This window comes from Allorhizobium sp. nf9_anc (assembly GCF_056323085.1).
Map to the genome: position 1 here is coordinate 2456699 of NZ_CM150481.1, position 22335 is coordinate 2479033.

Annotated in this window: 26 protein-coding genes and 1 pseudogene; 6 read left to right on the forward strand and 21 right to left on the reverse strand. The window is 63.6% G+C overall.

The window, feature by feature from the left end; all coding sequences use genetic code 11:
* Position 1: 1 nt before the first annotated feature.
* Positions 2-760, reverse strand: coding sequence for a response regulator transcription factor (locus AC02Y0_RS11880; RefSeq protein WP_476379123.1), 759 nt, complete (start codon positions 758-760; stop codon positions 2-4).
* Between the two features lie 97 nt (positions 761-857).
* Positions 858-2405 carry a Do family serine endopeptidase gene (locus AC02Y0_RS11885; protein WP_476379124.1) on the reverse strand — a complete coding sequence of 516 codons (1548 nt, stop codon included), beginning with the start codon at positions 2403-2405 and terminating at the stop codon, positions 858-860.
* Between the two features lie 283 nt (positions 2406-2688).
* Between AC02Y0_RS11885 and AC02Y0_RS11890 the strand changes: the two genes are divergently transcribed.
* Together AC02Y0_RS11890 and AC02Y0_RS11895 are read left to right on the forward strand one after the other, a co-directional pair.
* Positions 2689-2859 carry a hypothetical protein gene (locus tag AC02Y0_RS11890; protein WP_444558677.1) on the forward strand — a complete coding sequence of 57 codons (171 nt, stop codon included), beginning with the start codon at positions 2689-2691 and terminating at the stop codon, positions 2857-2859.
* Positions 2856-3260 (forward strand): type II toxin-antitoxin system death-on-curing family toxin, encoded by a 405-nt coding sequence (locus tag AC02Y0_RS11895; protein WP_476379126.1) that lies wholly within the window; start codon positions 2856-2858, stop codon positions 3258-3260. Before AC02Y0_RS11890 ends, AC02Y0_RS11895 begins: the two co-directional genes overlap by 4 nt.
* A 40-nt stretch (positions 3261-3300) precedes the next feature.
* Here the strand turns inward: AC02Y0_RS11895 and AC02Y0_RS11900 are convergent, their stop codons facing one another.
* From AC02Y0_RS11900 to AC02Y0_RS11945, 10 genes are all read right to left on the reverse strand, one after another.
* Entirely contained in the window at positions 3301-3723 is a 423-nt protein-coding gene (locus tag AC02Y0_RS11900) for a cytochrome c-type biogenesis protein (protein ID WP_476379127.1), read from the reverse strand.
* Between the two features lie 176 nt (positions 3724-3899).
* Complete coding sequence (locus tag AC02Y0_RS11905; protein ID WP_476379128.1) at positions 3900-5888, reverse strand: heme lyase CcmF/NrfE family subunit; 1989 nt, start codon at positions 5886-5888, stop codon at positions 3900-3902.
* Positions 5885-6337: a cytochrome c maturation protein CcmE gene (gene ccmE / locus AC02Y0_RS11910; protein WP_102021536.1), complete on the reverse strand. Its 453-nt coding sequence runs from the start codon at positions 6335-6337 to the stop codon at positions 5885-5887. The genes AC02Y0_RS11905 and ccmE overlap by 4 nt, the downstream gene beginning before the upstream one ends.
* Complete coding sequence (gene ccmI, locus AC02Y0_RS11915; RefSeq protein WP_476379129.1) at positions 6334-7557, reverse strand: c-type cytochrome biogenesis protein CcmI; 1224 nt, start codon at positions 7555-7557, stop codon at positions 6334-6336. The genes ccmE and ccmI overlap by 4 nt, the downstream gene beginning before the upstream one ends.
* A 138-nt stretch (positions 7558-7695) precedes the next feature.
* Positions 7696-8007, reverse strand: a complete 312-nt coding sequence (locus AC02Y0_RS11920; RefSeq protein WP_476379130.1) for an addiction module antidote protein — start codon at positions 8005-8007, stop codon at positions 7696-7698.
* Positions 8004-8342 (reverse strand): type II toxin-antitoxin system RelE/ParE family toxin, encoded by a 339-nt coding sequence (locus tag AC02Y0_RS11925; protein ID WP_476379131.1) that lies wholly within the window; start codon positions 8340-8342, stop codon positions 8004-8006. The genes AC02Y0_RS11920 and AC02Y0_RS11925 overlap by 4 nt, the downstream gene beginning before the upstream one ends.
* 85 nt (positions 8343-8427) lie before the next feature.
* Positions 8428-8841, reverse strand: a complete 414-nt coding sequence (locus AC02Y0_RS11930; RefSeq protein ID WP_102021538.1) for a hypothetical protein — start codon at positions 8839-8841, stop codon at positions 8428-8430.
* A gap of 123 nt (positions 8842-8964) precedes the next feature.
* Positions 8965-10359, reverse strand: coding sequence for an ATP-binding protein (locus tag AC02Y0_RS11935; protein ID WP_476379132.1), 1395 nt, complete (start codon positions 10357-10359; stop codon positions 8965-8967).
* On the reverse strand, positions 10356-11021 hold the full coding sequence (locus AC02Y0_RS11940) for a response regulator transcription factor (RefSeq protein ID WP_102021540.1): 666 nt from the start codon (positions 11019-11021) through the stop codon (positions 10356-10358). The genes AC02Y0_RS11935 and AC02Y0_RS11940 overlap by 4 nt, the downstream gene beginning before the upstream one ends.
* Positions 11022-11067: 46 nt before the next feature.
* Complete coding sequence (locus AC02Y0_RS11945; RefSeq protein ID WP_102021721.1) at positions 11068-11307, reverse strand: hypothetical protein; 240 nt, start codon at positions 11305-11307, stop codon at positions 11068-11070.
* A gap of 699 nt (positions 11308-12006) precedes the next feature.
* Here AC02Y0_RS11945 and AC02Y0_RS11950 point away from each other — a divergent pair.
* Positions 12007-12945 (forward strand): IS110 family RNA-guided transposase, encoded by a 939-nt coding sequence (locus AC02Y0_RS11950; RefSeq protein WP_476384014.1) that lies wholly within the window; start codon positions 12007-12009, stop codon positions 12943-12945.
* A 273-nt stretch (positions 12946-13218) separates the two neighbouring features.
* Positions 13219-14442: an MFS transporter gene (locus tag AC02Y0_RS11955; protein ID WP_476379133.1), complete on the forward strand. Its 1224-nt coding sequence runs from the start codon at positions 13219-13221 to the stop codon at positions 14440-14442.
* A 116-nt stretch (positions 14443-14558) separates the two neighbouring features.
* On the opposite strand, the gene AC02Y0_RS11960 is transcribed toward AC02Y0_RS11955, so the two are convergent.
* The 7 genes and pseudogenes from AC02Y0_RS11960 to AC02Y0_RS11990 all read right to left on the reverse strand — a co-directional run bounded on the left by AC02Y0_RS11960 (position 14559) and on the right by AC02Y0_RS11990 (position 19245).
* Complete coding sequence (locus AC02Y0_RS11960; RefSeq protein ID WP_476379134.1) at positions 14559-14957, reverse strand: DUF3168 domain-containing protein; 399 nt, start codon at positions 14955-14957, stop codon at positions 14559-14561.
* Positions 14954-15151 (reverse strand): hypothetical protein, encoded by a 198-nt coding sequence (locus AC02Y0_RS11965; protein WP_476379135.1) that lies wholly within the window; start codon positions 15149-15151, stop codon positions 14954-14956. Before AC02Y0_RS11965 ends, AC02Y0_RS11960 begins: the two co-directional genes overlap by 4 nt.
* Positions 15148-15483 (reverse strand): phage head closure protein, encoded by a 336-nt coding sequence (locus AC02Y0_RS11970; RefSeq protein ID WP_476379137.1) that lies wholly within the window; start codon positions 15481-15483, stop codon positions 15148-15150. The genes AC02Y0_RS11965 and AC02Y0_RS11970 overlap by 4 nt, the downstream gene beginning before the upstream one ends.
* 2 nt (positions 15484-15485) lie before the next feature.
* Positions 15486-16055 carry a head-tail connector protein gene (locus AC02Y0_RS11975; protein ID WP_476379138.1) on the reverse strand — a complete coding sequence of 190 codons (570 nt, stop codon included), beginning with the start codon at positions 16053-16055 and terminating at the stop codon, positions 15486-15488.
* A gap of 421 nt (positions 16056-16476) precedes the next feature.
* Positions 16477-17816, reverse strand: a pseudogene (locus tag AC02Y0_RS11980) (phage major capsid protein).
* 5 nt (positions 17817-17821) lie between these two features.
* Positions 17822-18397: an HK97 family phage prohead protease gene (locus AC02Y0_RS11985; protein WP_476379139.1), complete on the reverse strand. Its 576-nt coding sequence runs from the start codon at positions 18395-18397 to the stop codon at positions 17822-17824.
* A gap of 527 nt (positions 18398-18924) precedes the next feature.
* The gene (locus AC02Y0_RS11990; protein WP_444558700.1) at positions 18925-19245 is read right to left on the reverse strand and encodes a DUF6107 family protein; all 321 of its coding nucleotides are present in this window, start codon (positions 19243-19245) and stop codon (positions 18925-18927) included.
* 316 nt (positions 19246-19561) lie between these two features.
* Between AC02Y0_RS11990 and AC02Y0_RS11995 the strand changes: the two genes are divergently transcribed.
* A complete protein-coding gene (locus tag AC02Y0_RS11995) occupies positions 19562-20425 on the forward strand; it encodes a phosphatase PAP2 family protein (RefSeq protein ID WP_476379140.1) in 864 nt (287 codons plus the stop codon).
* 66 nt (positions 20426-20491) lie between these two features.
* Here AC02Y0_RS11995 and AC02Y0_RS12000 read toward each other — a convergent pair whose 3' ends face one another.
* Positions 20492-20830, reverse strand: a complete 339-nt coding sequence (locus AC02Y0_RS12000; protein WP_476379141.1) for an alpha-ketoglutarate-dependent dioxygenase AlkB — start codon at positions 20828-20830, stop codon at positions 20492-20494.
* A 27-nt stretch (positions 20831-20857) separates the two neighbouring features.
* A complete protein-coding gene (locus AC02Y0_RS12005; RefSeq protein ID WP_476379142.1) occupies positions 20858-21079 on the reverse strand; it encodes a hypothetical protein in 222 nt (73 codons plus the stop codon).
* A gap of 70 nt (positions 21080-21149) precedes the next feature.
* Here AC02Y0_RS12005 and AC02Y0_RS12010 point away from each other — a divergent pair, with 70 nt between their 5' ends.
* On the forward strand, positions 21150-22244 hold the full coding sequence (locus AC02Y0_RS12010; protein ID WP_476379143.1) for an NAD(P)/FAD-dependent oxidoreductase: 1095 nt from the start codon (positions 21150-21152) through the stop codon (positions 22242-22244).
* Positions 22245-22335: the final 91 nt, after the last annotated feature.

A 22335-nucleotide genomic window follows, 5' to 3' on the forward strand; every position in this document is an offset into this window, starting at 1 on the left:
GTCAGCCTTCGTCCTTGATCATGTAGCCCGCACCGCGCACGGTCTTCAGAAGTGGCCGGTCGAAGTCCTTTTCGATCTTCGAGCGCAGCCGCGAGACATGCACGTCGATGACATTGGTCTGCGGGTCGAAGTGATAGTCCCAGACGTTTTCGAGCAGCATGGTGCGGGTCACCACCTGGCCTGCATTCTTCATCAAATATTCGAGCAGGCGGAATTCGCGCGGCTGCAGCAGGATCTCCTTGCCCGCGCGCTTCACCTCGTGGGAAAGCCGGTCGAGTTCGAGATCGCCGACGCGGTAGACCATGTCCTGCTCGGGCTTTCCCTTGCGCCGGCCAAGAACCTCGACACGCGCCAGCAGTTCGGAAAAGGCGTAAGGCTTCGGCAGATAGTCGTCCCCACCGGCGCGCAGGCCCGTCACGCGGTCATCGACCTGGCCAAGTGCCGACAGGATCAGCACCGGCGTGTCGATGCCGCGCTTGCGCAGCTCGCTGATGACAGAGAGGCCATCGCGGCGCGGCAGCATGCGGTCGACGACCATCACGTCATAGGTATTCTCAGTGCCCATGAAGAGGCCGCTTTCGCCATCGCTCGCATGATCGGCGACAATGCCCGCCTCGCGAAAGGCCTTGGTCATATAGGCAGCGGCTTCCAGGTCGTCTTCAATAACAAGTATCTTCATGTGCGCGACATTAGCGTCGGCGCCTGCCACCGTATAGCCGGTTTCGCCGGACTTCGGCTGTCCTTGTTCCGCGATCCCCATGCTTCGTCCTTTCCTGAGACTTGGCGGTCGACAACCGCCAGATACGACAAAGGGCGCCGCCGGTCCTCGACCGCCGGCGCCCTCCGTCAGATCACAATCAGCCCTGGGCGATCGGCAGTGCCACGAAGCGGCTACCGCTCTCCGATTCGACCTGGAAGAGCGCCCGGGTGCGGCCGTCCTTCTTGGCCTGGTCCAGGACCTTCTGGACATCGGCAGTCGAGGAGACTTCCTGGTTGTTCACCGAGGTGATCGTCTCGCCGGCCTTCAGGCCCTTGTCTGCGGCATCGCTATCCGGATCGACATCGACGATTGCCAGACCCTTGCCGCCGTCAGCAGGGCGAACCGAGAGGCCAAGGCCCGACAGTTCCTGCTCTGCTTCCGGAGCCGGGGCTGCGTTGTTCTCGGTCTCGGCGCTTGCAGCCTGATCGGCCGGCAGTTCGCCGAGCTTGACCTTGAGTTCTGTTGCCTTGCCATCACGCCAGACGGACACGTCGACCGTGGTGTCAGGGGCATAGGCTGCAATGCGGCGGGCGAGATCGCGGGGATCCTTGACCGGATCGCCGTTGACGGCGGTCACGACGTCACCCTGGCGGATGCCAGCCGCTTCACCGGGCGAACCGGCCTGCGGGGCGACAACGAGGGCGCCTGAGTCTTCGGAGAGACCGAGGCTATCGGCGATGTCCTGCGTGACGGGCTGGATCTGCACGCCGAGCCAGCCGCGCGACACGGTTCCGGTTTCCTTGAGCTTGGCGATAACGTCGGTCGCAACCGAAGCCGGGATGGCAAAGGCGATGCCGACATTGCCGCCCGAGGGCGAGAAGATCGCGGTGTTGATGCCGACCACTTCGCCGTTCAGGTTGAAGCCGGGACCACCCGAGTTGCCACGGTTCACGGCCGCGTCGATCTGCAGGTAGTCGTCATAGGGGCCGGAGCCGATGTTACGGCCGCGGGCCGAGATGATACCGGCAGTCACCGTGCCGCCGAGGCCGAAGGGGTTACCGACGGCGACAACCCAGTCACCGACGCGGACCTTCTCGTCATCTGCGAACTTCACATAGGTGAACTTGGTATCCTTGGCATCGACCTTCAGCAGGGCCAGATCGGTGCGGCTATCCTTGCCGACGAGCTTGGCATCATATTCCTTGCCGTCGTTCATCACGATGGTGAAGGCGGCACCGTCGTCGATGACGTGGTTGTTGGTGACGATATAACCGTCCTCAGAGATGAAGAAGCCGGAGCCCTGCGAGGTTGGGCGCAGACGGCCTTCGCCACGCTCGGCACGCGGGCCACGCTCACGCGGACCACCTTCCATGCCGGGGCCGCCGAATTCACGGAAGAAACGCTTCAGCGGGTGATCGTCCGGCAGGTCTTCAAAGCTGCGACCACCAAAGTTGAACGAGTAGCCGCTTTCGTCATTCGAGGCCGGCTGCACATTCGACTGGACGCGGACCGATACGACAGCGGGCAGAACCGCCTGCACGACATCGCCGAAGCTCGGGACCTGCGGCGCGTTAACTTCAACCGGGGCAGCAAACGCCGGAACTGCGGCGAAGGGAGCAGCGGTCACCAGCATCATGGCGGCGAGGCCTGCTGTGGTGGAGGTCTTCAGGATCGACTTCATCGAACGACCTTTGTTCTCGGACATTTGATCTACCTTCATCTGTTCTTCTGACTGGAGCCGCCGGACAACCCGGCGGTGGGAAGCGGTGGATGACGAGAGATATAGGAGCTGTCAGGTTACGGCGAACTGTACGGCAGATGAATTCTTCGTAATCTTTGGTGCCGTACAAGCCGGGCGCCTCAACAAGGCGATGAACCGGTTGTCCTGGGCCTCCAAGACGCCGGAAAACCCTGATCTATTTTAATGACTTACCGAGGAATGTGGAAAAGCGACCTGATCAAGGTTATGTTACTGACGAGGTGAACTGATGGACAAGACCAGCGTCGACAAAAAGCCTGCCGAACCTGTCATGCCCGCGCCGACAAAACGTCAGGCGCGCCAGCCTTCGCATGGGCAGAATGTGAGGCCAGATGCCGAGGAAGTCGCTCGGCTCGAGCACGAGCGGCACAAGCATCTCATGGATCTACTCGCCAAGTGAGCGCTCAACCCGGATGGATCGAACTGTCCGAGGTCATTGCTCTCAATCGAGCTGCAGTCGCCATAACTGGCGAGAAGCATCTTCTGACCAATCCAGTCACGCTCGAAAGCGCGGTCATGAGTCCGCGAAACCTCTTCCACTACGAAAACGAGGATGACATCGGGGTACTCGGCTGCCGGCTCATCGTGGCCCTCAGCCGTGCCCATGCGTTCATCCAGGGCAACAAGCGAACCGCCTGGTTATCCGGCATCATGTTTCTGAACATCAATGGATATGACGTCATCCTGCCGTCGGCGGAGGCGAACACGTTTATCGCGGAGCAGATCACAAAAGTCATTCAGCGAGATGTGAGTGAATCCGATTTCTTCAGGAACCTGGATACCTTCATCGTGCCTCTTTAGTTTAGAAGCCGTTGCGCTCCGCACCAATCAGACTGTGCGATCACTCCCGATCCAGCAACTTCCCCAGTCGCGCTTCTTCTTCCGGCGAAAGCTTCGCCACCGGCTGCACAGCCCGCCTGCGCGTGTAGACCACAGCCACAATCAGACCAATGATCGCGAGCGCCGCCGGCGCGCCCCAGAGCGCGATCGTGCGCATGCTGAGCCGCGGCTTCAACAGCACGAATTCCCCGTAGCGCGACACGACATAATCGAGCACCTGCTCGTCGCTATCGCCACCCACCAGCCGCTCACGCACCACCACCCGCAGGTCGCGAGCCAGCTCGGCGTTGGAATCGTCGATCGACTGGTTCTGGCAGACCATGCAGCGCAGCTCGGCCGACAGTGCCCGGGCCCGCTGTTCGAGGGCGGGATCAGCGAGCACTTCGTCGGGATTGACGGCAAAGGCGTGGATGGGGGTGAACATCAGTGTGAGAAGCAGGAAAAGGCGCTGGAATGTCCGGCGCCGTTGCCCCTCATCCGGCTGCCGCCACCTTCTCCCCGCAAGCGGGGAGAAGGACGAAGCCACAAGCGCCTGCCGTCCCCTCTCCCCGCTTGCGGGGAGAGGGTCAGGGTGAGGGGCAATCTTCTGAAACCACGCCATCACTCCGCAGCCTCCAGTGCCGGCTTCGCCGCCACCTTGGCACGCTTCGGCGCGCCGACACGCAGTCTGCGGTCCGACAGCGAGACGATACCGCCGGCCATCATCACGATCGTGCCGTACCAGATGCAGAGGATCCAGGGCTTCCACCAGACGCGCACGACAATCCCGCCATCCGCCATCGGGTCACCCAGCGAGACATAGAGCTGGCTGAAGCCGAAGGTGACGATGCCGGCTTCCGTCGTCGGCATCTGGCGGGCCGTGTAGAGCCGCTTCGACGACCAGACATCGGCCACTTCGACACCGCCCTCACGGATGGTGAAATGCCCCTGATCCTCGGTGTAGTTCGGTCCGGTCGCGGCGCGAATGCCATCGAAGGTCACGACATAACCGCCGGCCTCCGCCGTCATACCCGGCTTCATCTCGACCACGGTTTCCGTCTCGAAGGTGGTGACGGCGACGACGCCGAGCACGGTCACACCCATGCCAAAATGCGCGAGTGCCGTGCCGAAGGCCGAGCGCGGCAGGCCCTTGAGGCGGCTCCAGGCCGTCGACAGCGGGTGCTTGCCGAAGCCGGCGCGGTACCAGAGATCGGCAATTGCCCCGCCCATGACGAAGAAGGCGAGCGCAAGGCCGGCCACCGCCATGACAGGACCGCCATTCTGGGCGTACCAGAGGCCAAGTCCGAGAACGAGCGAGAGTGCAGCCGCCACGTAGAGGCGCTGCAGAGCGCCTAAGAGATCGCCGCGCTTCCAGGCGAGGAAGGGCCCGAAGGGCACAGCCAGCAGCAGCGGGATCATCAGAAGCCCGAAGGTGATGTTGAAGAAGGGCGGACCAACCGAGATCTTCTCGCCGGTCAGCGTTTCCAAGAGCAGCGGATAGAGCGTGCCGATCAGAACCGAAGCCGTAGAGACGGTGAGGATCAGGTTGTTGAGCACCAGCGCGCCCTCACGCGAGATCGGCTGGAACAGGCCGCCAGCTTTCAGCATCGGCGCACGCAGCGCAAAGAGCGTGAATGCCCCGCCGATGAAGATGACGAGAATGCCGAGGATGAAGACACCGCGCGTCGGGTCGGTGGCAAAGGCATGCACCGAGGTCAGCACGCCCGAGCGCACCAGGAAGGTACCGAGCAGCGACAGCGAGAAGGCAATGATGGCGAGCAGCACCGTCCAGATCTTCAAGGCATCGCGCTTCTCCATCACCAGCGCCGAATGCAGCAGGGCCGTGCCCGCGAGCCAAGGCATGAAGGAGGCATTTTCGACCGGATCCCAGAACCACCAGCCACCCCAGCCAAGCTCGTAATAGGCCCAGTAGGAGCCCATCGAGATGCCGGCGGTCAGGAAGACCCAGGCCGCCAGCGTCCAGGGGCGCACCCAGCGGGCCCAGGCAGCATCGATGCGGCCGTCCATCAGAGCGGCGATCGCAAAGGAGAAACAGACGGAGAAGCCGACATAGCCGAGATAGAGCAGCGGCGGATGGATCGCGAGACCGATATCCTGCAGGACCGGATTGAGGTCCTGCCCCTCCGCCGGAATGGGCGACAGGCGGATGAAGGGGTTGGAGGTCAACAGGATGAAGAGTGTGAAGGCGGTCGTGATCCAGGCCTGGACGGCCAGCACATTGGCCTTCAGCCGATCCGGCAGGTTGGTGCCGAAGAAGGCGACCATGGCGCTGAAGAAGGCGAGGATCAGCACCCAGAGCAGCATCGAGCCTTCATGGTTCCCCCAGACGCCAGAGACCTTGTAGATCATGGGTTTGAGCGAATGGGAGTTCTGATAGACGTTCTGCACCGAGAAGTCGGAAACGACGTAGCCGTAGGTGAGGACCGCAAACGAGAACGCGACGAGCAGGAACAGTGCATAGGTGCCTGTTGTCGCGACCGCCATCATCGCCGCGTCCCCGCGCCGGGCGCCGATCACGGGCAGAATGGAGACGACAAGACAGGTGGCGAGTGCCAGCACGAGAGCATAATGGCCAAGCTCGATGATCATTGGATCTCTTCCTTGCCGCTGAGTTCCACCCCTTGCGCCTTCAGACGGTCGGCCACATCCTTCGGCATATAGGTCTCATCATGCTTGGCGAGCACGGTATCGGCAACAAAGACCTTGTCGATGCCTTCGAAGCGCCCTTCCGCCACCACACCCTGCCCCTCACGGAACAGGTCAGGCAGGATGCCGGTATAGGTGACCGGCAGCTCGCTCAGCGTATCCGTGACGGTGAAGGTGATCGTCGAGCCTTCGCCCCGCACCACCGAACCCGTCTCCACCAGTCCGCCCAAACGGATGCGGGTGCCCGGCTGCAGGTCTGCCTTGGCGAGGTCGCCCGGAACGTAGAAATAGGCGATCGACTGACCGAAGGCGAACATCACCAAAAGCACCGCCGTCAGAATGAAACCCATGCCACCGGCAATCACCGCGAGGCGTTTCTGTTTGCGGGTCATTGGCTCACCTCCTCGACATCAAGGCCGAGCTCTTTTGCCATCGCAAGCAATTGCTGGCCCTCGGCGCCCGCAGCCGGGAAGGCTTTAAGGCCATCCTGCAGCGCGGCTTCCGCCTTCTGCTTATCCTTGAGCATCGCATAGGAGCGGACAAGCCGCATCCAGCCTTCGAAATTGTTGGGATCTTCCTTCAGGCGCGCATCGAGGCTCGCCACCATGCCGCGGATCATCTCGCCGCGATCGGCCTCTGACATCGCTTGCGCATTGGCAATGTCGTCTGCTGAAGGATTGCCCGGTGCTGCCGGATTGGCGGCGGCCGGTGCCTGTGGTGACGCCGCGGCAATCGCTGGCGCATTGGCGAGCGGCACACCGGTACTGTTGGCCGCAATATGCTGGTTGACCAGCTCCATCCAGGGCGCGGTCGGCGGAGAGGCGGCGGCAATTGACTGGAACGCGGCAAGCGCCTCGGTACGGCGGCCAGACTGCTCGAGCGCCAGCGCCAGATAGAAGTCGGCGCGCGGATTGTTCGGCTCGAGCTTCAGCGCTGCCTGAAAGGCCATCTGGGCATCGTCGGTGACGATCCCGTCATTGCGCACGACGATCGTTTCGCCGAGGCCATTCATGCGCTCGGCATCGGGGCCGAGAATGCGGATTGCATTGCGATAGGCAAGCTCGGCATCATCAAGGCGACCGATGCGGAAATAGACGGGCGCCAGCACGTTCCAGCCATTGCCGTCGCCGGGGTTGCCCGCCAGATGCTGCTCAACCTTGGCGACCAGCAGATCGACATCATCACCCGGATTTTCAATACGCGCGGCAAGCGGCGCGTCCGGCGTTCCGGGGCTACCGATTTCGAGATAGCCGGCAAGGCCGATGACGGGAAGACAGAGGAGAATGAAGGCCTGGGAGAAGGTATAGCGCCGGCGCTTGGAGCGCCCGCCGGCTGCGGCCTCTGATGCCAGCTCATCGCCCTCGCCCACTGATTTTTCGCGGCCGGCAATCGCCAGCAGCCGGCGTCCGATCTCGGCGCGGGCATAGTCGGCATCCTCGGCGGAGATCAGGCCTCCCGCCTTGTCCCGTTCCAGCTCCCGCAGCTGGTCGCGATAGACCGCCGCCTCGCCTTCATCATAGCGTGTCGCCCGGGCCGAAGCCCGCAGCAGGGGAGAGAGCAGGACGACGGCAACAATGACCGTCAGCAGGGCGGAGATGATCCAGAACAACATGAAACTCAATTACGTCAAGGACGGGTGCATTCCAACAGTCAAACACCCCCTGACGGAAAGTTGAGGCGTTTGGCCGCAAGAATTCTCTAGGTCGCCATAACCTGCCTAGCCTTGACCCAAGTCAAGTGGGGAAACCGTTCACGACTGTTGATGTGACGGCGTGATCGTGAACTGCAGCCCCATCGCGGCCAGAATCTTGGCCAAGGTTTCAAATTGTGGCTTGCCGTTCTTCGATAGTGATTTGTACAGGCTGCCCCTGTTTAAATCCGCTTGTTCTGCCACCCCGGCCAGTCCGCCGGCCTGTGCCTTGGCAACGTGACGGAGGGCTTCCTGAAACAGCTCCATGTCACCGCTTTCAAGAAACTCCGCCAGATAGATGGCCGCGTTCTCCGGGTCCCGCAACAGTTCTTCATAGCGGTCGAAATCGAACGGTCTGCTCGGCTTGTTCACGGTTTCATCCTCTTGCGATAGTCATCCAGATAGACCTTGGCCTTTTCGAGCGTCCGCCTCTGATCCTTCTTCGTCGCGCCCGCCAACAACAACACCACCGTATTGCCGACGAACGTGTAGAAAACGCGGTAACCGGATCCGGCATGGATACGCATCTCGAAAATCCCAGGCGCACCGGCCAATGGTTTCCAATCGCCAAAATTGCCCAAAGATGCGCGGCGGATGCGGGCGAAGATTTGGGTTCTGATTTCAGAACTGGCGATTGCATCGAGCCATGCCTGAAAAGGCGCCTCGCCATCTTCCGTCAGATACACCTCGATCTCAAAGCGCGTCATGTCTGCAGTGTACGCCAGAGCAGACACTTTGGGAAGATGCATCAGATGAGAGGGCTATTCGCTAAGGTGCGGCTCCACCCAAGCCTCAGCTGAGTGGCGTCCAGGTGCCGTTCGGGTTGCGGCAGGCCGCACCGCGGGCCTGCAATTCGCGACCACCGCTCACCACCTTGTGGGTGAACTGGCGACAATTCTGCTGGCCAACCTGATAGGGGGCCGCTGCCACGACCTCGCCGCGCACCTCGCCACCGGCCCAGGTCACGGGCTGGCCGCCAGGGGCTGCTTCCAGTGCCCGGTATTCGGCCTCAAGCGCGCGCTGGGTTTCGCTGCGCGACAGTTTCACGCCCGTGCGTGCAACGATGCCGCCCTGCAGGGCTGCGATATAGACGGCGGAATTGGCCTTGGCGGTCGCGGTGCGTCCGCCGCCCGACGTGGTGCAGCCCGCAAGCGCGAGCGACACCAGAGCGGTGGCTGCCAGTATTCCGAAGCGCTTCACACCCATAAGACCGTTCCAAGTGCCGTCAATTGTTGCCGCCGTCAGGCGCCTGTCCCGCTTTCGGAAGCGCGCATCGCCGGCGCGCCGAAATCAGTCCTATACACCTATGTAATTTCACAGGAAAATCAATCACGCAGTGTCCTTCGTCACAGCCGGTAGGATCAACTGTGCGCGAAGTCCGCCGATCCCTGCCCGCGACAGGCCGAATGCGCCCTGATATTCCCCGGAAATCTCCTTGACGATGGAGAGACCAAGGCCCGTTCCCGGCTTGCTTTCGTCGAGCCTGCGGCCGCGCTTCAGCGCCTCGCCGATCTGCTCGGGTGCAAGCCCCGGTCCGTCGTCTTCCACCACAACCTCGATCCAGCCGCGTCGCCCATCCGTGGCATCGTCCTCGCGCGTCGTCATCGTCACCTTGGTCACCACCTTGGTACGGGCAAAACGGGACGCGTTTTCCAGGAGATTGCCGACGACTTCCTCGACATCCTGCTGCTCCATGGCAAAGGTCAGATCCGGCGCGACATCGAGTTCGAAGGCCACCTCGCCGTTCAGCTTGCGCATCACGCGCACCAAACGTTCCAGCACCGGCTGGGCTTCTGTGCGGGCGAGCACGCTGTCGCGCTGGGCGGCAATTCGGGCACGGTTCAGATAAGAGGTCACCTGCGCCTGCATGGCCTCGGCCTGAGCCGCAATCACCTCGGCATGGGTCTTGTCGAGCGTGCGCGCCTCGTTGAGCAGCACGGCAATCGGCGTCTTCAGCGAATGGGCGAGATTGCCGACCTGCATGCGGGCGCGCTCGACGATACGGCGGTTGCTGTCGATCAGCGCGTTGATCTCGCTGGCAAGCGGCATGATCTCCCGCGGAAAATCGCCCTCGATCCGCTCCGCCTCGCCGCGCCGGATGCGCTCCAGCCCGCGGCGCGCGCGGTCGACCGGCTTCAGGCCGTAGAGAATGGCCAGACCGTTGACGATCAGGCCGCCGATGCCGACCACGGCAAGTGCGCCATAGAGCCGGCTGGTGAAGAAGGTGATCTCGTCCTCGATGACCTGCAGATTTCCGGAAACGCGGAAGCGTGCCGCCCGTCCCTGATCGTCGAGCACCACTTCCGTTTCCGCAATGCGGATCCGGTTGCCGACATCGTCGGTCATCTCGTAGTAGCGCTCGTAATTCTGGTCGAAGGGCGTTTCCTCGACATCGGGCACGGCGAGATTGGCAACCCCCAGCGAAGCCGACGCCAGCGGTGCCGTCGCATAATTGCCGAGCGGTTCGACCAGCCAGTACCAGCCGGTCTCGGGCTGCGAGAACCGGAGATCGCCAAGGGCCGGCGAGCCGGTCAGGCTGTCGCCATCGCCGATCGAGACGGAATTGACGACGTTGTAGAGCTGGGCTCTCAGGAGGTTGTTGAAGCCGCGCTCAACGCCTTGGCGATACAGGGCGGAGATCGCCACCGCGATCGTGACCAGACCGAGTGCAGACCAGAGGGTCGCAAGCAGCAGGACGCGCGCGGTGAGCGAGCGGATCTTCATTTCGCGGGGGCTTGGATGCGGTAGCCGAGGCCGCGGACCGTTTCGATCATGTCGACGCCGAGCTTCTTGCGCAGGCGTCCGACAAAAACCTCGATCGTGTTGGAATCGCGATCGAAATCCTGGTCGTAGAGATGCTCGACCAGCTCGGTGCGCGACACCACCTCACCCATGTGATGCATCAGATAGGAGAGCAGTCGATATTCGTGCGAGGTGAGCTTCAGCGTCACGCCCTCGACCGTCGCCTTTGAGCTCTTGGTATCGAGGCGCACGGGTCCGCAGACGATCTCGGATGAGGCATGACCGGCCGCACGACGGATGAGCGCGCGAATGCGGGCAAGCACTTCCTCGACATGAAACGGCTTGGTCACATAGTCGTCGGCGCCGGCATCGATGCCGGCCACCTTGTCCGACCAGCGATCGCGGGCCGTCAGGATTAGCACCGGCATCACCCGGCTTGCGGCACGCCATTTTTCGAGCACGGTGATGCCGTCCATTTCCGGCAGGCCGATATCGAGGATCACGGCGTCGTAAGGTTCGGTATCGCCGAGGAAGTGGCCTTCCTCGCCATCAAAGGCCTTGTCGACGACATAACCCGCTTCCTGCAGGGCCTCGACGAGCTGGCGGTTCAGATTGACATCGTCTTCGACGACGAGAATGCGCATATGGTTCACCCCTCGGTGCGGAGAGCTCTTCAGTCCCTGCGGCCGCTCACTCAGCGACCCGCATGGTGACCTTGCGCGGACGCTCGCTGCCATTGCCGGGAACGAGCACGACGATCACGCATTCACCGCCCGATTCGTGTACGGAAAGCAACTGCCCGCCGACCTCTGCCACGACGCGCGCCGCCGCCGCCCGGCAATCCGCCGCCACGGCATCGCTCCCGCCCACCGGCAAAGCCGCCACGGTCAAGGCCAGCGCCAGGCCCGTGTATTTCATGAAAGATGCCATTGCTGCTTCTTCTTGGATGACGTCCACTCTAGGCAAATTATGTACCGCAAGGCGTCTGAATGGCAAATGAATGCCTCGTAATCTTATGGGGATGGCTGTTGAGAGCCGGGAATTTAAGTCCGCCGACACCGGCCTTCACGTCTTCCTGTCCCTTTGGATTTTGGCCCTTGGACATAACGGGTAGCGCGGAGGAAATGCGGCCAGCTCACCGATCCCCTCACCAACAAAATCTGAGGTTTAGCCCTGATCGGGCTAAGCCCTCTCATCGCCTTCGCGCGGCGTCGCGCTCAGGCCTTCGTTCGCTGAAACCGATTCACTGGATCGATTTCTGGCCTTTGACCATCGCTCCGAAGCCTCTCCCAAAAGAGGAGAGGGGACCAGGCCGCTGGCCCCGCGTTCTCTCTCCCCCCTGTGTGGGGGAGGTCGCCGCAAAGCGGCGAGTAGGGGTGGCGACGGCTAGAAAGGCCACAGTCCGTAAGCGGCGCTCACCCCACCCCGGACCTGCGGTCCGACCCTCCCCCTTGTAAGCAAGCTTCGGCCGGTTTTGATAGAACTATCATAGCGGCTCCGGATGGCAGCCCGGCCCCCCTCAGGTCGTTTGAGACCGTAAGTGAGCAAGGAGCGCCATCCGGCAATCCATTGAGCCCGCACAGTCGCCGGGGCCGCAATGCGAGCCCGCTTCAGCAAGGATGCGTGATGATGGATCAGGTCGTTGTTGGTATTGATGTCTCCAAGGACAAGTTGGATGTCTGCCTGCTTCCCGGTGGACAGTTATTTGTCGTCAGCAGGAATGCCGCAGGTCTTTCGGAGTTGATCGAGCGACTGAAAGGTCTCTCGGTTGGTGTCATCGCCCTTGAGGCGACCGGCGGGTTCGAAACGGTTGTGGCCGCGTCCCTGGCTGCAGCCGGCTTGCCTGTTGCCGTCATCAATCCGGCGCAGATCCGGCACTTTGCCCAGGCGCTCGGCAAACGTGCCAAGACCGATCCGATCGATGCGTTCGTGATCGCCCGCTTTGCCGAAGCCACTAAACCAGAGGTCCGACCACTTGATGACGAGGCCACGCAGCTCCTGTCTGCGCTGATCACGAGACGGCGCCAAATCATTGATATGATTGTCGCCGAGACGCATCGTGAGCGCTCCGTCACCGACAAGACGCTGAAGAAGAGCATCGCCCAGCTGAAGATGGCACTTGAGCGTGCACTGTCCGACATCGACTCCAAGACCGATGAGCAGATACACTCCTCACCCTTGTGGAAGGCCAGGGAAGACCTTCTGTCATCGGTCCCCGGCGTCGGCCCCATCACCGCCCGTACACTGATTGCCGACCTGCCGGAACTGGGACGCCTGTCACCTAAGCAGATCGCAGCGCTCGCGGGACTGGCACCCTACACGCGGCAATCGGGAAAATGGCGAGGCAAGGCATTCACCAGCGGTGGACGCTCAACGGTTAGACGCGTCTTGTTCCTCGCGGCTATGGCCGCCTGTCGCTACAACCCAGTCCTCAACACCTTCCGCAAACGTCTTCTCGATGCCGGCAAACCTCCAAAGGTCGCCATCATCGCGATGGCCAGGAAACTCCTGACCATTCTCAACGCAATGATCCGCGAGAACCAACCATGGCAACCACAAAACACTTGACCGTCTGCACAGTCGCTCAAGGGCAGGGTGTGAGCCCACTACCCAAAGCGTCCCCTCACCCTGAGGTGCCCGGCTCTGCCGGGCCTCGAAGGGTCGAGGCCACCAACAGGACGGATGCTTCGAGGCCCGCGGGCGCGGGCATCTCAGCATGAGGACCTCTTACTGGGCACCACCCAACAGCACAGCCCAAGATTTCGCCCTATCCCGCGCCCCACAACCGGCCTAGAAGATGCACTCCCGCCGATTGCAAACGCTCCCCTCCCGAGTCTGCCCATGAACATGCCCCGCACCACCCTCGTCGCAGCACTTGCGGTTTCGCAGATCCTTGGCTGGGGCACGACCTATGAAATGCCGGCGGTCTTCGGCCGGGCCATGGCTGCCGATCTCGGGCTTGCCAATGAAATGGCCTTTGCCGGCCTCACGGTCATGATGCTGACCATGGCCTTTCTCGGTCCCTGGACCGGCCGGATGATCACCCGCCACGGCGCCGCCAAAGTGCTCGCCATGGGCTCCGTGCTGATGGCCTCAGGCCTTGTCATGCTGGCGGTCTCCACCGGCCTTCTCACCTATGCGATCGCCTGGCTGATCCTTGGTGCCGGCGGCTCCTTTGCACTGACGGTGCCGGCCTTCGCCGCCGTCGTCGAACGCGAGGGCCGCGATGCGCGCCGCGCGATCGGCATACTCATGATCTTCACCGGTCTATCCTCCGCCGTATGCTGGCCACTGCTGACGCTCGCCGGCGAGGCCTTCGGCTGGCGTGGCGCGCTTCTGACGGCCGCCGCCGCCCAGCTGCTGCTTGCTCTGCCGATCCATCTGGCGCTCGGCCGAATCGCGATCACCCGCTCGGACGAAGATCGCGCCGCCGATCAGATCGAGCCGCTCGCCATGAGCCGCCGCATGGCAACGCTGGCCTTCCTCCTGATCGCGCTGTCGACGTCGCTGGCCAGCCTCATGACCTTCGGCCTCTCGCCGCAGCTCCTGCATATCCTCGAACTCTCGGGCGCCACGCCGGCACTCGCGCTGCAGCTCGGATCCCTGCGCGCCGTCTTTGGCATCGCCGCCCGCGCCTTCGATCTCGTCCTCGGCAAGCGCTCCTCGCCTGTAACCACCGGCCTTGCCGGCATGGCCATGCTCACAGGCTCGAGCCTGCTCCTGATCTTCTCCTCCGGCACACCGTCGAGCCTGCTCGTCTTCACCGCCCTCTACGGCTTCGGCTCAGGCGTCACGACACTCGCGCGTGCCACGCTGCCGCTCTCCTTCTTCTCCGCCAGCCGCTTCGCCCGCCAGTCGGCGCGCCTGTCACTGCCACAAAACCTCGCCAATGCCACCGCCCCCGTCTTGATGACCGCCGTCATCGACCGCGCCGGCATCGACGCCGGCCTCGCCCTCGCCACCGCCTTCGCCGCCACGGGTTTTCTGGCCATCCTGGCGCTGGCTTTGATCGCAAGGCGGGGAAGCCAGGACACCGTCTCGCCCACCATCAGCCCCTCATCCTGAGGTGCCGGGCAAGGCCCGGCCTCGAAGGATCGAGGCCACACAGAAAGGGCATAGGGATCCTTCGAGGCCCGCGCGTCGCGCGGGCACCTCAAGATAAGGTCGCGATCACCTGAAGCTCACTCCACCACCGCCCGAAAACCCGCCTCGGCGACAAACAGCCCCGCCTTCACCTCGCGCCGGCTGACCGTCCGACGATGCCGGAAATTCACCAGCCGAAACCCGTCGAGCATCTCAGGCAACCCGTCTGCCACGCGCTTGAACTCCGCCACCAGCCCTTCGGCCTCGCGCCGCGACACCGCACTCCAGGCCTCAAGCGTCAACAGTATCTCCGCACCGTCCGCCTCGCCCGTCGAGAAATCCCGCGCCTCGACCGACCCGACCGCCAATGCCGGAAAACGTTGCGGCCGGACCGTCCGGTCGGAGATCCCCTGCGGCCCGAGCACCGCCATCAGCGCCGCATCCGCCTTCACCGCCTGTTGAACGGCTGCCAGCAAGGCATTGACCGCATTCGTCATGTCGGCTCTCCCTGTCGATCGGTCGAATTTGTGGCGGCGCCCTGTCTTGCGGCGTTCTCCCCCGCAACAGCAGCAGTCGACAAGACATCCATCCGCCGCGCCCGCCGATATGCCAGCGCCTGGCGCAGCATCTCGCCCAGTCGCCTGCCACTCTCCTCCAGCGGTGTCTCGTCTCGCGCTCCGCCGCCGCTCATCCCTTCACCTCGCGGCAAAGCGCCACCTGAAACCGCCCCGTCTCATCCGGATCGCGCAAAGCCAGGATGTCGAACACCCGCGCGCCCTTGCGAAACCGCTGCCGGGCCGCCAGATCCCCGCGCGCCCTCACCGTCACATGATGCGTCACGGTCGAAACCAGCCCCGGCCCCTTCTCGTCCTCGGCAAAACTCCGCGGCTCAATCAGCGCCCAGACACGGGCGAGTTCGACGAAGTCGGTCTCCGCCCCGCCCTGGGCGTCTTCGATAGCCTCCGGCCGCTCCAGCACCAGCCGCGCCGTCAGCCGGCCGGCATCGATATCGAGAAGCGCCATGGTCAAAGCCCCCTTCGGCAGAAGGGCGCAATCAACCGGTCATAACCCGGCGGCACCACCGCCGGCTGTGCGTCTGCCGCCACGACCCCACGGCAGGCATACATCGCCGCCACATGCAGCAGCATCGCCCGCTTCAGCGTCTCGGGCACATCCGCGCCGCTCTCGCCGAAGCCGGCCGAGAACTCCACCTCGATCCCGTTCATCGCCCGCCCCGGCGCCGGCGTCTCGCGCAGCCAGAGCCTTACCGGCCGCGCCTGCCCATCGAGAAGATGCCCGTCGAGATCCACCGCCTGCGGCTCGCCCTCACCGTCGTAAATCGTAACCGACGTCACCGCCTGAACCGGCCCGCGCGCAATCGTCAGGATCCCGTCTTCCGGCCAGTCGTCGAGGCACAGCCGGAACTCCCGCGCCGCCAGCACCAGCCCCGTCTCCCGCTCCAGATGCTCGCGCGCCACGGTGGCAAGCGCCACGAGAAGGACGTCCTCCTCCTCGCTATCCAGCCGCAGATGCGCCCTGATCTCGACAAGCGTCAGCGGCTCCACCGGAGGCGGAGTAAGTTCGATGATGGTCATGGGAGGTTCCTTGAAAACGAATTGCAGGTAGCCCCTCACCCTGAGGCGCCGGGCCATGCCCGGCCTCGAAGGGCGAGGCCACAGGTGGATCAGCAGAGGGATGCTTCGAGGCCCTCGCAAGGCGAGGGCACCTCAGCATGAGGGAGCTGAAGTGCTCGCGGGGGCCACCTCCCCCCACTGTGGGGGAGGACGGAAAATCGAAGGCTTAGGCGAGCGCAAGCCGCCTAAACTTCAGATTTTCCAGGTGAGGGGATCGGTTCCGATGGCACGAGATAACAGACACCCTGGCGGCCCTCCACCGAGGGGTCCGTTCTCCGTGCCACTATTACCGATCCCCTTACCAACAAAATCTGAGGTTTAGCCCTGATCGGGCTAAGCCCTCGATTTTGTATCCTCTCCCACAAAGGGGAGAGGGAGAGGGTCACACCCCAAACTTCACCAGCTTGATCGCCTCGAAGTCCTGCACGCCGCCACCGACACGTTTCGTCGTGTAGAACAGCACATACGGCTTGGCCGAATAGGGATCGCGCAGAACCCGCACGCCGACGCGATCCACCACCAGATAACCCGCCCGGAAATCACCAAAAGCGATCGCCGTCGCATTGGCCGCAATCTCCGGCATGTCCTCGGATTCGGCGACCGCAAATCCCATCAGCGAGGCGGGATCACCGGCGCGCGCCGGCGGTGCCCAGAGATAGTTGCCGTCGGCATCCTTCAGCTTGCGCACCGCGCCCTGGCTGCGGCGGCTCATGACGAAGGTGCCGTTCTGGCGGTGGCCGGCCTTCAGCGCATAGACCGTATTGATCAGCACGTCGGATGCGCCGCTTGCCGCGAAAGCCCCCGCCGCCCCGGTCGCAATCGTGCCGATCTTGCCCCATTCCCAGGCGCCATCATCCACCTGGTCGTAGGACAGAAACCCCTTGGGCTTCAGCACGCCGTCACCCGACACGAAGGCCTCGCCCTCCTGTTCGGCAAAGGCGATGTCGACTTCGGCGGCAATCCAGGCCTCGATGTCGACGGCTGCATCGTCGAGCAGCGCCTGCGTTGCCGCCGGCATGGCATAGAGCTCCATGGTCGGGAATGCGAGTCGGACAGCTCCGGCGTGCCGGTCTGGCTGCGCGCCGCCGTCTCCGCCACCCAGCCGCTGGCAAATCCGCTCGCGGCGAAAGGCTTCTTCAGCACAGAACCCGAGACCTGCCGCACGGTCGCAAGCGACCGGATCGGCGAGATGACCCGCAGCCTGCGGCCGATTTCCTCGTCCACCTGCGGCGGTACCAAATACCCGCCATCGCCAGACACACCCGCCGACAGCGCCTTCTGGTCGAGATCGCGCAGGGCCTGATCATCGCCGCGCCGCATATAGGCCTCGAAGGCCGCCTTGTGTTCGGCAAGCCCCGCCTCGTCGCGGCCGGGCCGTTCCAGCGCCGGGCGGCGCTTCTTCAGCACAAGTTCGTCGAGCAGCCGGCTCTGATCGTCGATCGCCTTGTTGATCCGCTCGACCTTGTCGCGGGTCACGACATCGCTGGAAAGCTTCTCCTCGATCTCGCCCAGCCGTTCGTCATTCGCATCCTTGAAGGCCTCGAAGGCGGTCATGAATTCGGCAAAGGCCGAGGTCACCGTGTCGGGTGCCGCCTTCACCTCGGGTGCTGCCCTTGCCGCGGCGGCGCCGCCTGTCCTCTTGCCGCTGCGCCCGCCTGGGGCAGTCGCCTCATGCCCGGCCGCATCCGTCCTGCCCTCTCCTGCCATCGTCGCGTCTTCCATGTCGCTCATCCTTTCGTGAAGTGATTTTTCGCCATCGACCGGGCCGCCCGGCGCATCAGCCGAACGAGCTCGGTTTCCCTGTCGCGGTAGAACCGCCCGTGCTTGACGTTTGAGACCCTCGCCGTCGGCAGCATGGGAAAGGTCACCACCGAGATCTCCCAGAGATCGGCCTCCAGAATCCGCCGCACCCCGGTCTTCCGGTCGCTCCTCGTCTTCACCGCCCGAAAGCCGATCGAGAGACCATCGAGTGCCCCCGCCTTCATCAGCGCATGCACCTCGCGGGCACGGGCCACATCGGTTGCGAGCTTGCCCTCGACATAAAGCCCCCGCTCGTCCTCGCGGATCACGGTCCAGCGGCCGATCACCTCGGCCGGATCATGCTGGAAAAGCATGCGGACACCGCCCGCCCCGCGTTTGCCGAGCGACGCGGCAAAGGCCCCCGGCTCGATCGCATCGCGGCCGAGATCCACCTCGCCGAACAGGCTGGCATAGCCCGAAAACCGCCCGTCGCCGGCCACCCCCTTCAGCGTCAGCCCCGCATAGCAAAACCGCGGCGCGCCTGCCGTTTCCAAAGCCTGCATGGCTCGTCTCCTCGTCATGTTGATATGTGTTGGTCGGCATCCGCCCGATGAGAGGGGAGCCCGGCGCGAGCGGCACCCGCCCTTCTCCCCGCTCACGGGGAGAAGGTGGCCCGAAGGGTCGGATGAGGGGGAGCGAAGCCAAAGCTGAGCCTTCAGCGCCTCGCCGATCCGCCCCCTCACCTCGCCTCCGCTGCGCTCGGCGATCCTCTCCCCGAGGGGAGAGGCGGTCACGCAGCCGCCGCCGCCGCCCACCTCCCCCTTGAGGGGGGAGGTCGCCGCGAAGCGGCGGGTGGGGGTGACCCTGGCTACGAGTGGAATGCTGAACTGAGAGAAAGGCGCCGCACCCATCACCCCACCCCGGAGCTTCGCTCCGACCCTCCCCCTCAAGGGGAGGGTGGATAGCCGCTCCGCCCACCCTGAGGCGCCCTCGCAAGGCGAGGGCCTCGAAGGGTCCAGGCCACCCTTTGCATCCGCACGGGATCCTTCGAAGCCCCTGCTTGCGCAGGCGCACATCAGGATGAGGGCGGTCACCCACCCACCTTGTCCCCCGCCCGCCCCGTCAGCCGCACCAGCACGCCAAGCCCCCACCAGGCGGTGAAGGAGGCGAGCGTGGCCCCTGCCAGCATGATCTCCGCTGGCGACAACCGGCCCTCCAGACCCAGCTGTCCCGCCCCCCAGACACCCGTCGGTCCGCCGAAAATCAGGCCGCAGGCAAGCCCGGTCAGGAAGCGCACCGCCGCCTCGCGGCGATGTTTGGGAAGCAGGTAGACGAGCGAGATCGCCGAGCCCGCGACAGCGCCAATCAGGCGCGCGGATGTCACTCCGCCGTCGTGTCCGAAATCAGTCATTTGTTCATCTTTCGCGATTAGCTTTTGGTCGAGCGCCGGCCGGAACGATCCCGCCCAAAAGGCTGCGGCCGGCGCCGCTTCCGCCAAACTTGCGCTCTTCACGTCCCACATGAAGTGGACGACGATTGTCGAATCGTCTGAATCGTTTGGCAGCCGATGCTCCCATCCTGATTCAGGTTCTGCGCCCCTCCATCGACGCAATCATCAACAGCGCCGACCCTCCCGATCGCACGAAAGCGCCCCCTTGCGGGCCAAGGTCATCAGGGCTTCACAGAAGACGGCTTTAGTGCCCCCGGGTGAATTTCGGGGGATTTTCATGACCTATGTATCTGATCTGTCGCGCGCGCCACGTGGCAGCGTTGAGGAGAAACCGCTTCTTCTGTCGCTCTTGGTGACGCTGACTTTGTCTGCCGTTTTCGTCTCGTTTCCGCAGATCGACATCGCGCTCAGCCGCCTCTTCTATGTCGAGGGCGAAGGCTTCCCGGCGAGCAAGATCACCGCGCTCAATACCTTCCGTGCCTTCGGCCAGTATTTTCCACTGACGCTCACCATCGTGCTCGTCTTCGGCCTGGTGCTGAAACTGATCTATCCGTCGCGCCCTTCGCTCTTTCCGCCGCGCTTCACGCTCTATTTCGCCAGCCTCTTCCTGCTCGGCCCGGCACTGCTGGTGAACGGCATCTTCAAGCCCTTCTTCGATCGCCCGCGCCCGCGCAGCACCGTCGAATTCGGCGGCCAGGATCTGTTCGTGCATGCCTGGGGCCTCGGCGGCGACTTCTTCGATGATCGATCCTTCGTCTCGGGCGAAGCCGCCGTCGTCGTCTGCCTCATCCCGCTCGCCTTCTTCGTGCCTGTTGTCTGGCGCCGCTGCGTCTTGGTTCTGCTCAGCCTGTTTGCGGCCTTGACCGCCCTCAACCGGATCGCTTTCGGCGCACATTTCCTCTCCGACGTGCTGATCGCCGCCGGCCTGATGGCGACCCTGTCGATCGCGCTCGCCTATGTCTTCTACGGCCGCTCAGGTGCTGCGGCCTGCGACATCAAGCTCGAAGCCGCCATGACCGATCTCGGCCACAGGCTGCATGCTGGGCGTCGATCCGCCATCGCTGCGATCAGCCGCCGGCTGGCTGTCGCGCCACTGTTGCTCGCGCCGGCGCCGTCAACGGGCGAAAACGACAAGGGCTGAAAGGTCTGCGATTGTCTTGCTTGATGGCATCCCTCTGTCCCGGATCGAAAGGTTCGGGACAGGCCATTAAAACCGCATGGTCCGGAACGTCAGCGACACCCGCCGTCCGCGCATCACCCGCACGCCGCCACTCACATCAGACCGCCGCGCCGGGATCGAATGCGTCCAGTCGCTCCGCGCCGGTCCGGCGAGCACCAGCAGCGAGCGCGGCGGCAGTATCACCGCCCGTGTCTCTCCGCTTTCAAGGCAAGCAAACCGCATTTCGCAGGCCGAGAGCAGACTGAGCGAGGCGACCACGTCGCCGAAACACGGCTCGCAATCGACATGCGCACTGATCCCCTGACCCGGGAGATACTCGTTGGCGATCACCTGGTCCGGCACGGCGGCAAAAAGCCCCTCCGCCACCAGCCGCTCCGCCAATGCCTGCAGCGCCTACGGCAGCGGCCCGATCCGGCTGTCCCGCGTGGCGCTCCTTGCCCGGTAGTTATAACGATAGCCGAAATGCCGCACGCGACGCTTCAGCTCGCCGCTCCATTCACCGGCATCAAGGAAGGCAGCAAGCGCGGCTTCCTGCGCAGGGGTGATCCAGTCTGGGATGAGACCGGCACCGGGTGGAAGGGTTATGCTGGATGTTTGACGTCCTGCAACCGTCATCTGTGTGTTACCCGCAAAGGCTAGCTAGCGCCCATCATTGCACGCATTCGTCGCATTTCAAGGTGCCATCATGCCATTGCAGAAACGCCGTATCGTGATCATCGGGGCTGGCATCTTCGGGACGGCGATGGCCTATCACTTGGCCTCATCACGAACGGATGTCGTCTTAGTCGAGAGCGGCCCGAAACCTGCCTGCGGTGTCACCGGTCGCGCCTTCGGCTGGATCAACACGGTGCACGGGGTGCCCGGCAGCGAAAGTCACGCCCTTTGGCGGAGGGCTGTCAGCGACTATCCAGCGCTGATCCAGGATCTCCCTGAAATGTCTGGTTTCTCAAGACATGGCTCGCTTCTCTGGCACGCCACAACGCAAGAGACCGAGCAGCTCTTCGCGACGCGACAGGATGCCGGCGAGGCTGTCGAGCTTGTAGACCGCACAACGATCGGCCGGCTGGAACCGCATCTGCGTAACGTGCCTGACGCAGCCGTCTTTTCAAGTGACGACCTTGCTATCGATCCGATCCGATTGGCCGGAACGCTTCTCGATGCGGCTCAAACCCGCGGTGCCGCAGTGCGCTTCGATGAAGCCGTCACGTCCATCGAAACGACGAATGGTCACGTCAGTGGTATCAGGACCTCGGCAGACTTGATCGAAACCGACTGCGTCATCCTCGCCGCCGGCCCGGGAACGGACATGCTGGCGAAACAGCTCGGCATCGATATCGGCATGGCTATATCCCCGGCGCTCCTGCTCCGCTATGCCTGCGACAGCCCGTTCATCCGCCATATCCTCGACGGCCCGCGTGTCGAAGTCCGTCAGAGCCTTGATAATACCGTGTTCATCGCCAAGTCCTGGTCTGCGGACAGGGAAGAAACACCCTCGATCATCGGCGAACGCGTCCTGTCCGTCCTTGCCGACGAATTCGATCTGCCATCCCCTTTGTCGCTGATCAGCGCAGAGATCGGCAATCGACCCACCTTCGCGGACAGTCTGCCGCGCCTCGGCTTTCTCCCTGACGTCGAGGGACTTTATCTCGCGACCGGCCATCCCGGCCTGATCTTAGCTCCCTATCTGGCGCGTTTGGCAGCGCGGGACATCCTGCACGGGGAGGTGCCCGCCGCACCCAAACGCGCCAATGGAACCGATCCCCTCACCAACAAAATCTGAGGCTTAGCCCCGATCGGGCTAAGCCCTCGATTTTGTAACCTCTCCCACAAAGGGGAGAGGGGCCGTTGCCGCCGACCCCGCTCTCCTTCTC

What these genes read in the sequence shown, in the direction of transcription:
- AC02Y0_RS11960 (WP_476379134.1), bottom strand. Translation starts at nt 14,957, where the DNA reads ATGACGAATGCGGTCAATGCCTTGCTGGCAGCCGTTCAACAGGCGGTG.
- AC02Y0_RS11965 (WP_476379135.1), bottom strand. Translation starts at nt 15,151, where the DNA reads ATGAGCGGCGGCGGAGCGCGAGACGAGACACCGCTGGAGGAGAGTGGC.
- AC02Y0_RS11925 (WP_476379131.1), bottom strand. Translation starts at nt 8,342, where the DNA reads ATGACGCGCTTTGAGATCGAGGTGTATCTGACGGAAGATGGCGAGGCG.
- AC02Y0_RS11885 (WP_476379124.1), bottom strand. Translation starts at nt 2,405, where the DNA reads ATGTCCGAGAACAAAGGTCGTTCGATGAAGTCGATCCTGAAGACCTCC.
- ccmE (WP_102021536.1), bottom strand. Translation starts at nt 6,337, where the DNA reads ATGACCCGCAAACAGAAACGCCTCGCGGTGATTGCCGGTGGCATGGGT.
- AC02Y0_RS11990 (WP_444558700.1), bottom strand. Translation starts at nt 19,245, where the DNA reads ATGACTGATTTCGGACACGACGGCGGAGTGACATCCGCGCGCCTGATT.
- ccmI (WP_476379129.1), bottom strand. Translation starts at nt 7,557, where the DNA reads ATGTTGTTCTGGATCATCTCCGCCCTGCTGACGGTCATTGTTGCCGTC.
- AC02Y0_RS11905 (WP_476379128.1), bottom strand. Translation starts at nt 5,888, where the DNA reads ATGATCATCGAGCTTGGCCATTATGCTCTCGTGCTGGCACTCGCCACC.
- AC02Y0_RS11890 (WP_444558677.1), top strand. Translation starts at nt 2,689, where the DNA reads ATGGACAAGACCAGCGTCGACAAAAAGCCTGCCGAACCTGTCATGCCC.
- AC02Y0_RS11995 (WP_476379140.1), top strand. Translation starts at nt 19,562, where the DNA reads ATGACCTATGTATCTGATCTGTCGCGCGCGCCACGTGGCAGCGTTGAG.
- AC02Y0_RS11950 (WP_476384014.1), top strand. Translation starts at nt 12,007, where the DNA reads ATGGATCAGGTCGTTGTTGGTATTGATGTCTCCAAGGACAAGTTGGAT.
- AC02Y0_RS11975 (WP_476379138.1), bottom strand. Translation starts at nt 16,055, where the DNA reads ATGACCATCATCGAACTTACTCCGCCTCCGGTGGAGCCGCTGACGCTT.
- AC02Y0_RS11945 (WP_102021721.1), bottom strand. Translation starts at nt 11,307, where the DNA reads ATGGCATCTTTCATGAAATACACGGGCCTGGCGCTGGCCTTGACCGTG.
- AC02Y0_RS11970 (WP_476379137.1), bottom strand. Translation starts at nt 15,483, where the DNA reads ATGGCGCTTCTCGATATCGATGCCGGCCGGCTGACGGCGCGGCTGGTG.
- AC02Y0_RS11955 (WP_476379133.1), top strand. Translation starts at nt 13,219, where the DNA reads ATGAACATGCCCCGCACCACCCTCGTCGCAGCACTTGCGGTTTCGCAG.
- AC02Y0_RS11985 (WP_476379139.1), bottom strand. Translation starts at nt 18,397, where the DNA reads ATGCAGGCTTTGGAAACGGCAGGCGCGCCGCGGTTTTGCTATGCGGGG.
- AC02Y0_RS11880 (WP_476379123.1), bottom strand. Translation starts at nt 760, where the DNA reads ATGGGGATCGCGGAACAAGGACAGCCGAAGTCCGGCGAAACCGGCTAT.
- AC02Y0_RS11940 (WP_102021540.1), bottom strand. Translation starts at nt 11,021, where the DNA reads ATGCGCATTCTCGTCGTCGAAGACGATGTCAATCTGAACCGCCAGCTC.
- AC02Y0_RS11930 (WP_102021538.1), bottom strand. Translation starts at nt 8,841, where the DNA reads ATGGGTGTGAAGCGCTTCGGAATACTGGCAGCCACCGCTCTGGTGTCG.
- AC02Y0_RS11935 (WP_476379132.1), bottom strand. Translation starts at nt 10,359, where the DNA reads ATGAAGATCCGCTCGCTCACCGCGCGCGTCCTGCTGCTTGCGACCCTC.
- AC02Y0_RS12010 (WP_476379143.1), top strand. Translation starts at nt 21,150, where the DNA reads ATGCCATTGCAGAAACGCCGTATCGTGATCATCGGGGCTGGCATCTTC.
- AC02Y0_RS12005 (WP_476379142.1), bottom strand. Translation starts at nt 21,079, where the DNA reads ATGACGGTTGCAGGACGTCAAACATCCAGCATAACCCTTCCACCCGGT.
- AC02Y0_RS11900 (WP_476379127.1), bottom strand. Translation starts at nt 3,723, where the DNA reads ATGTTCACCCCCATCCACGCCTTTGCCGTCAATCCCGACGAAGTGCTC.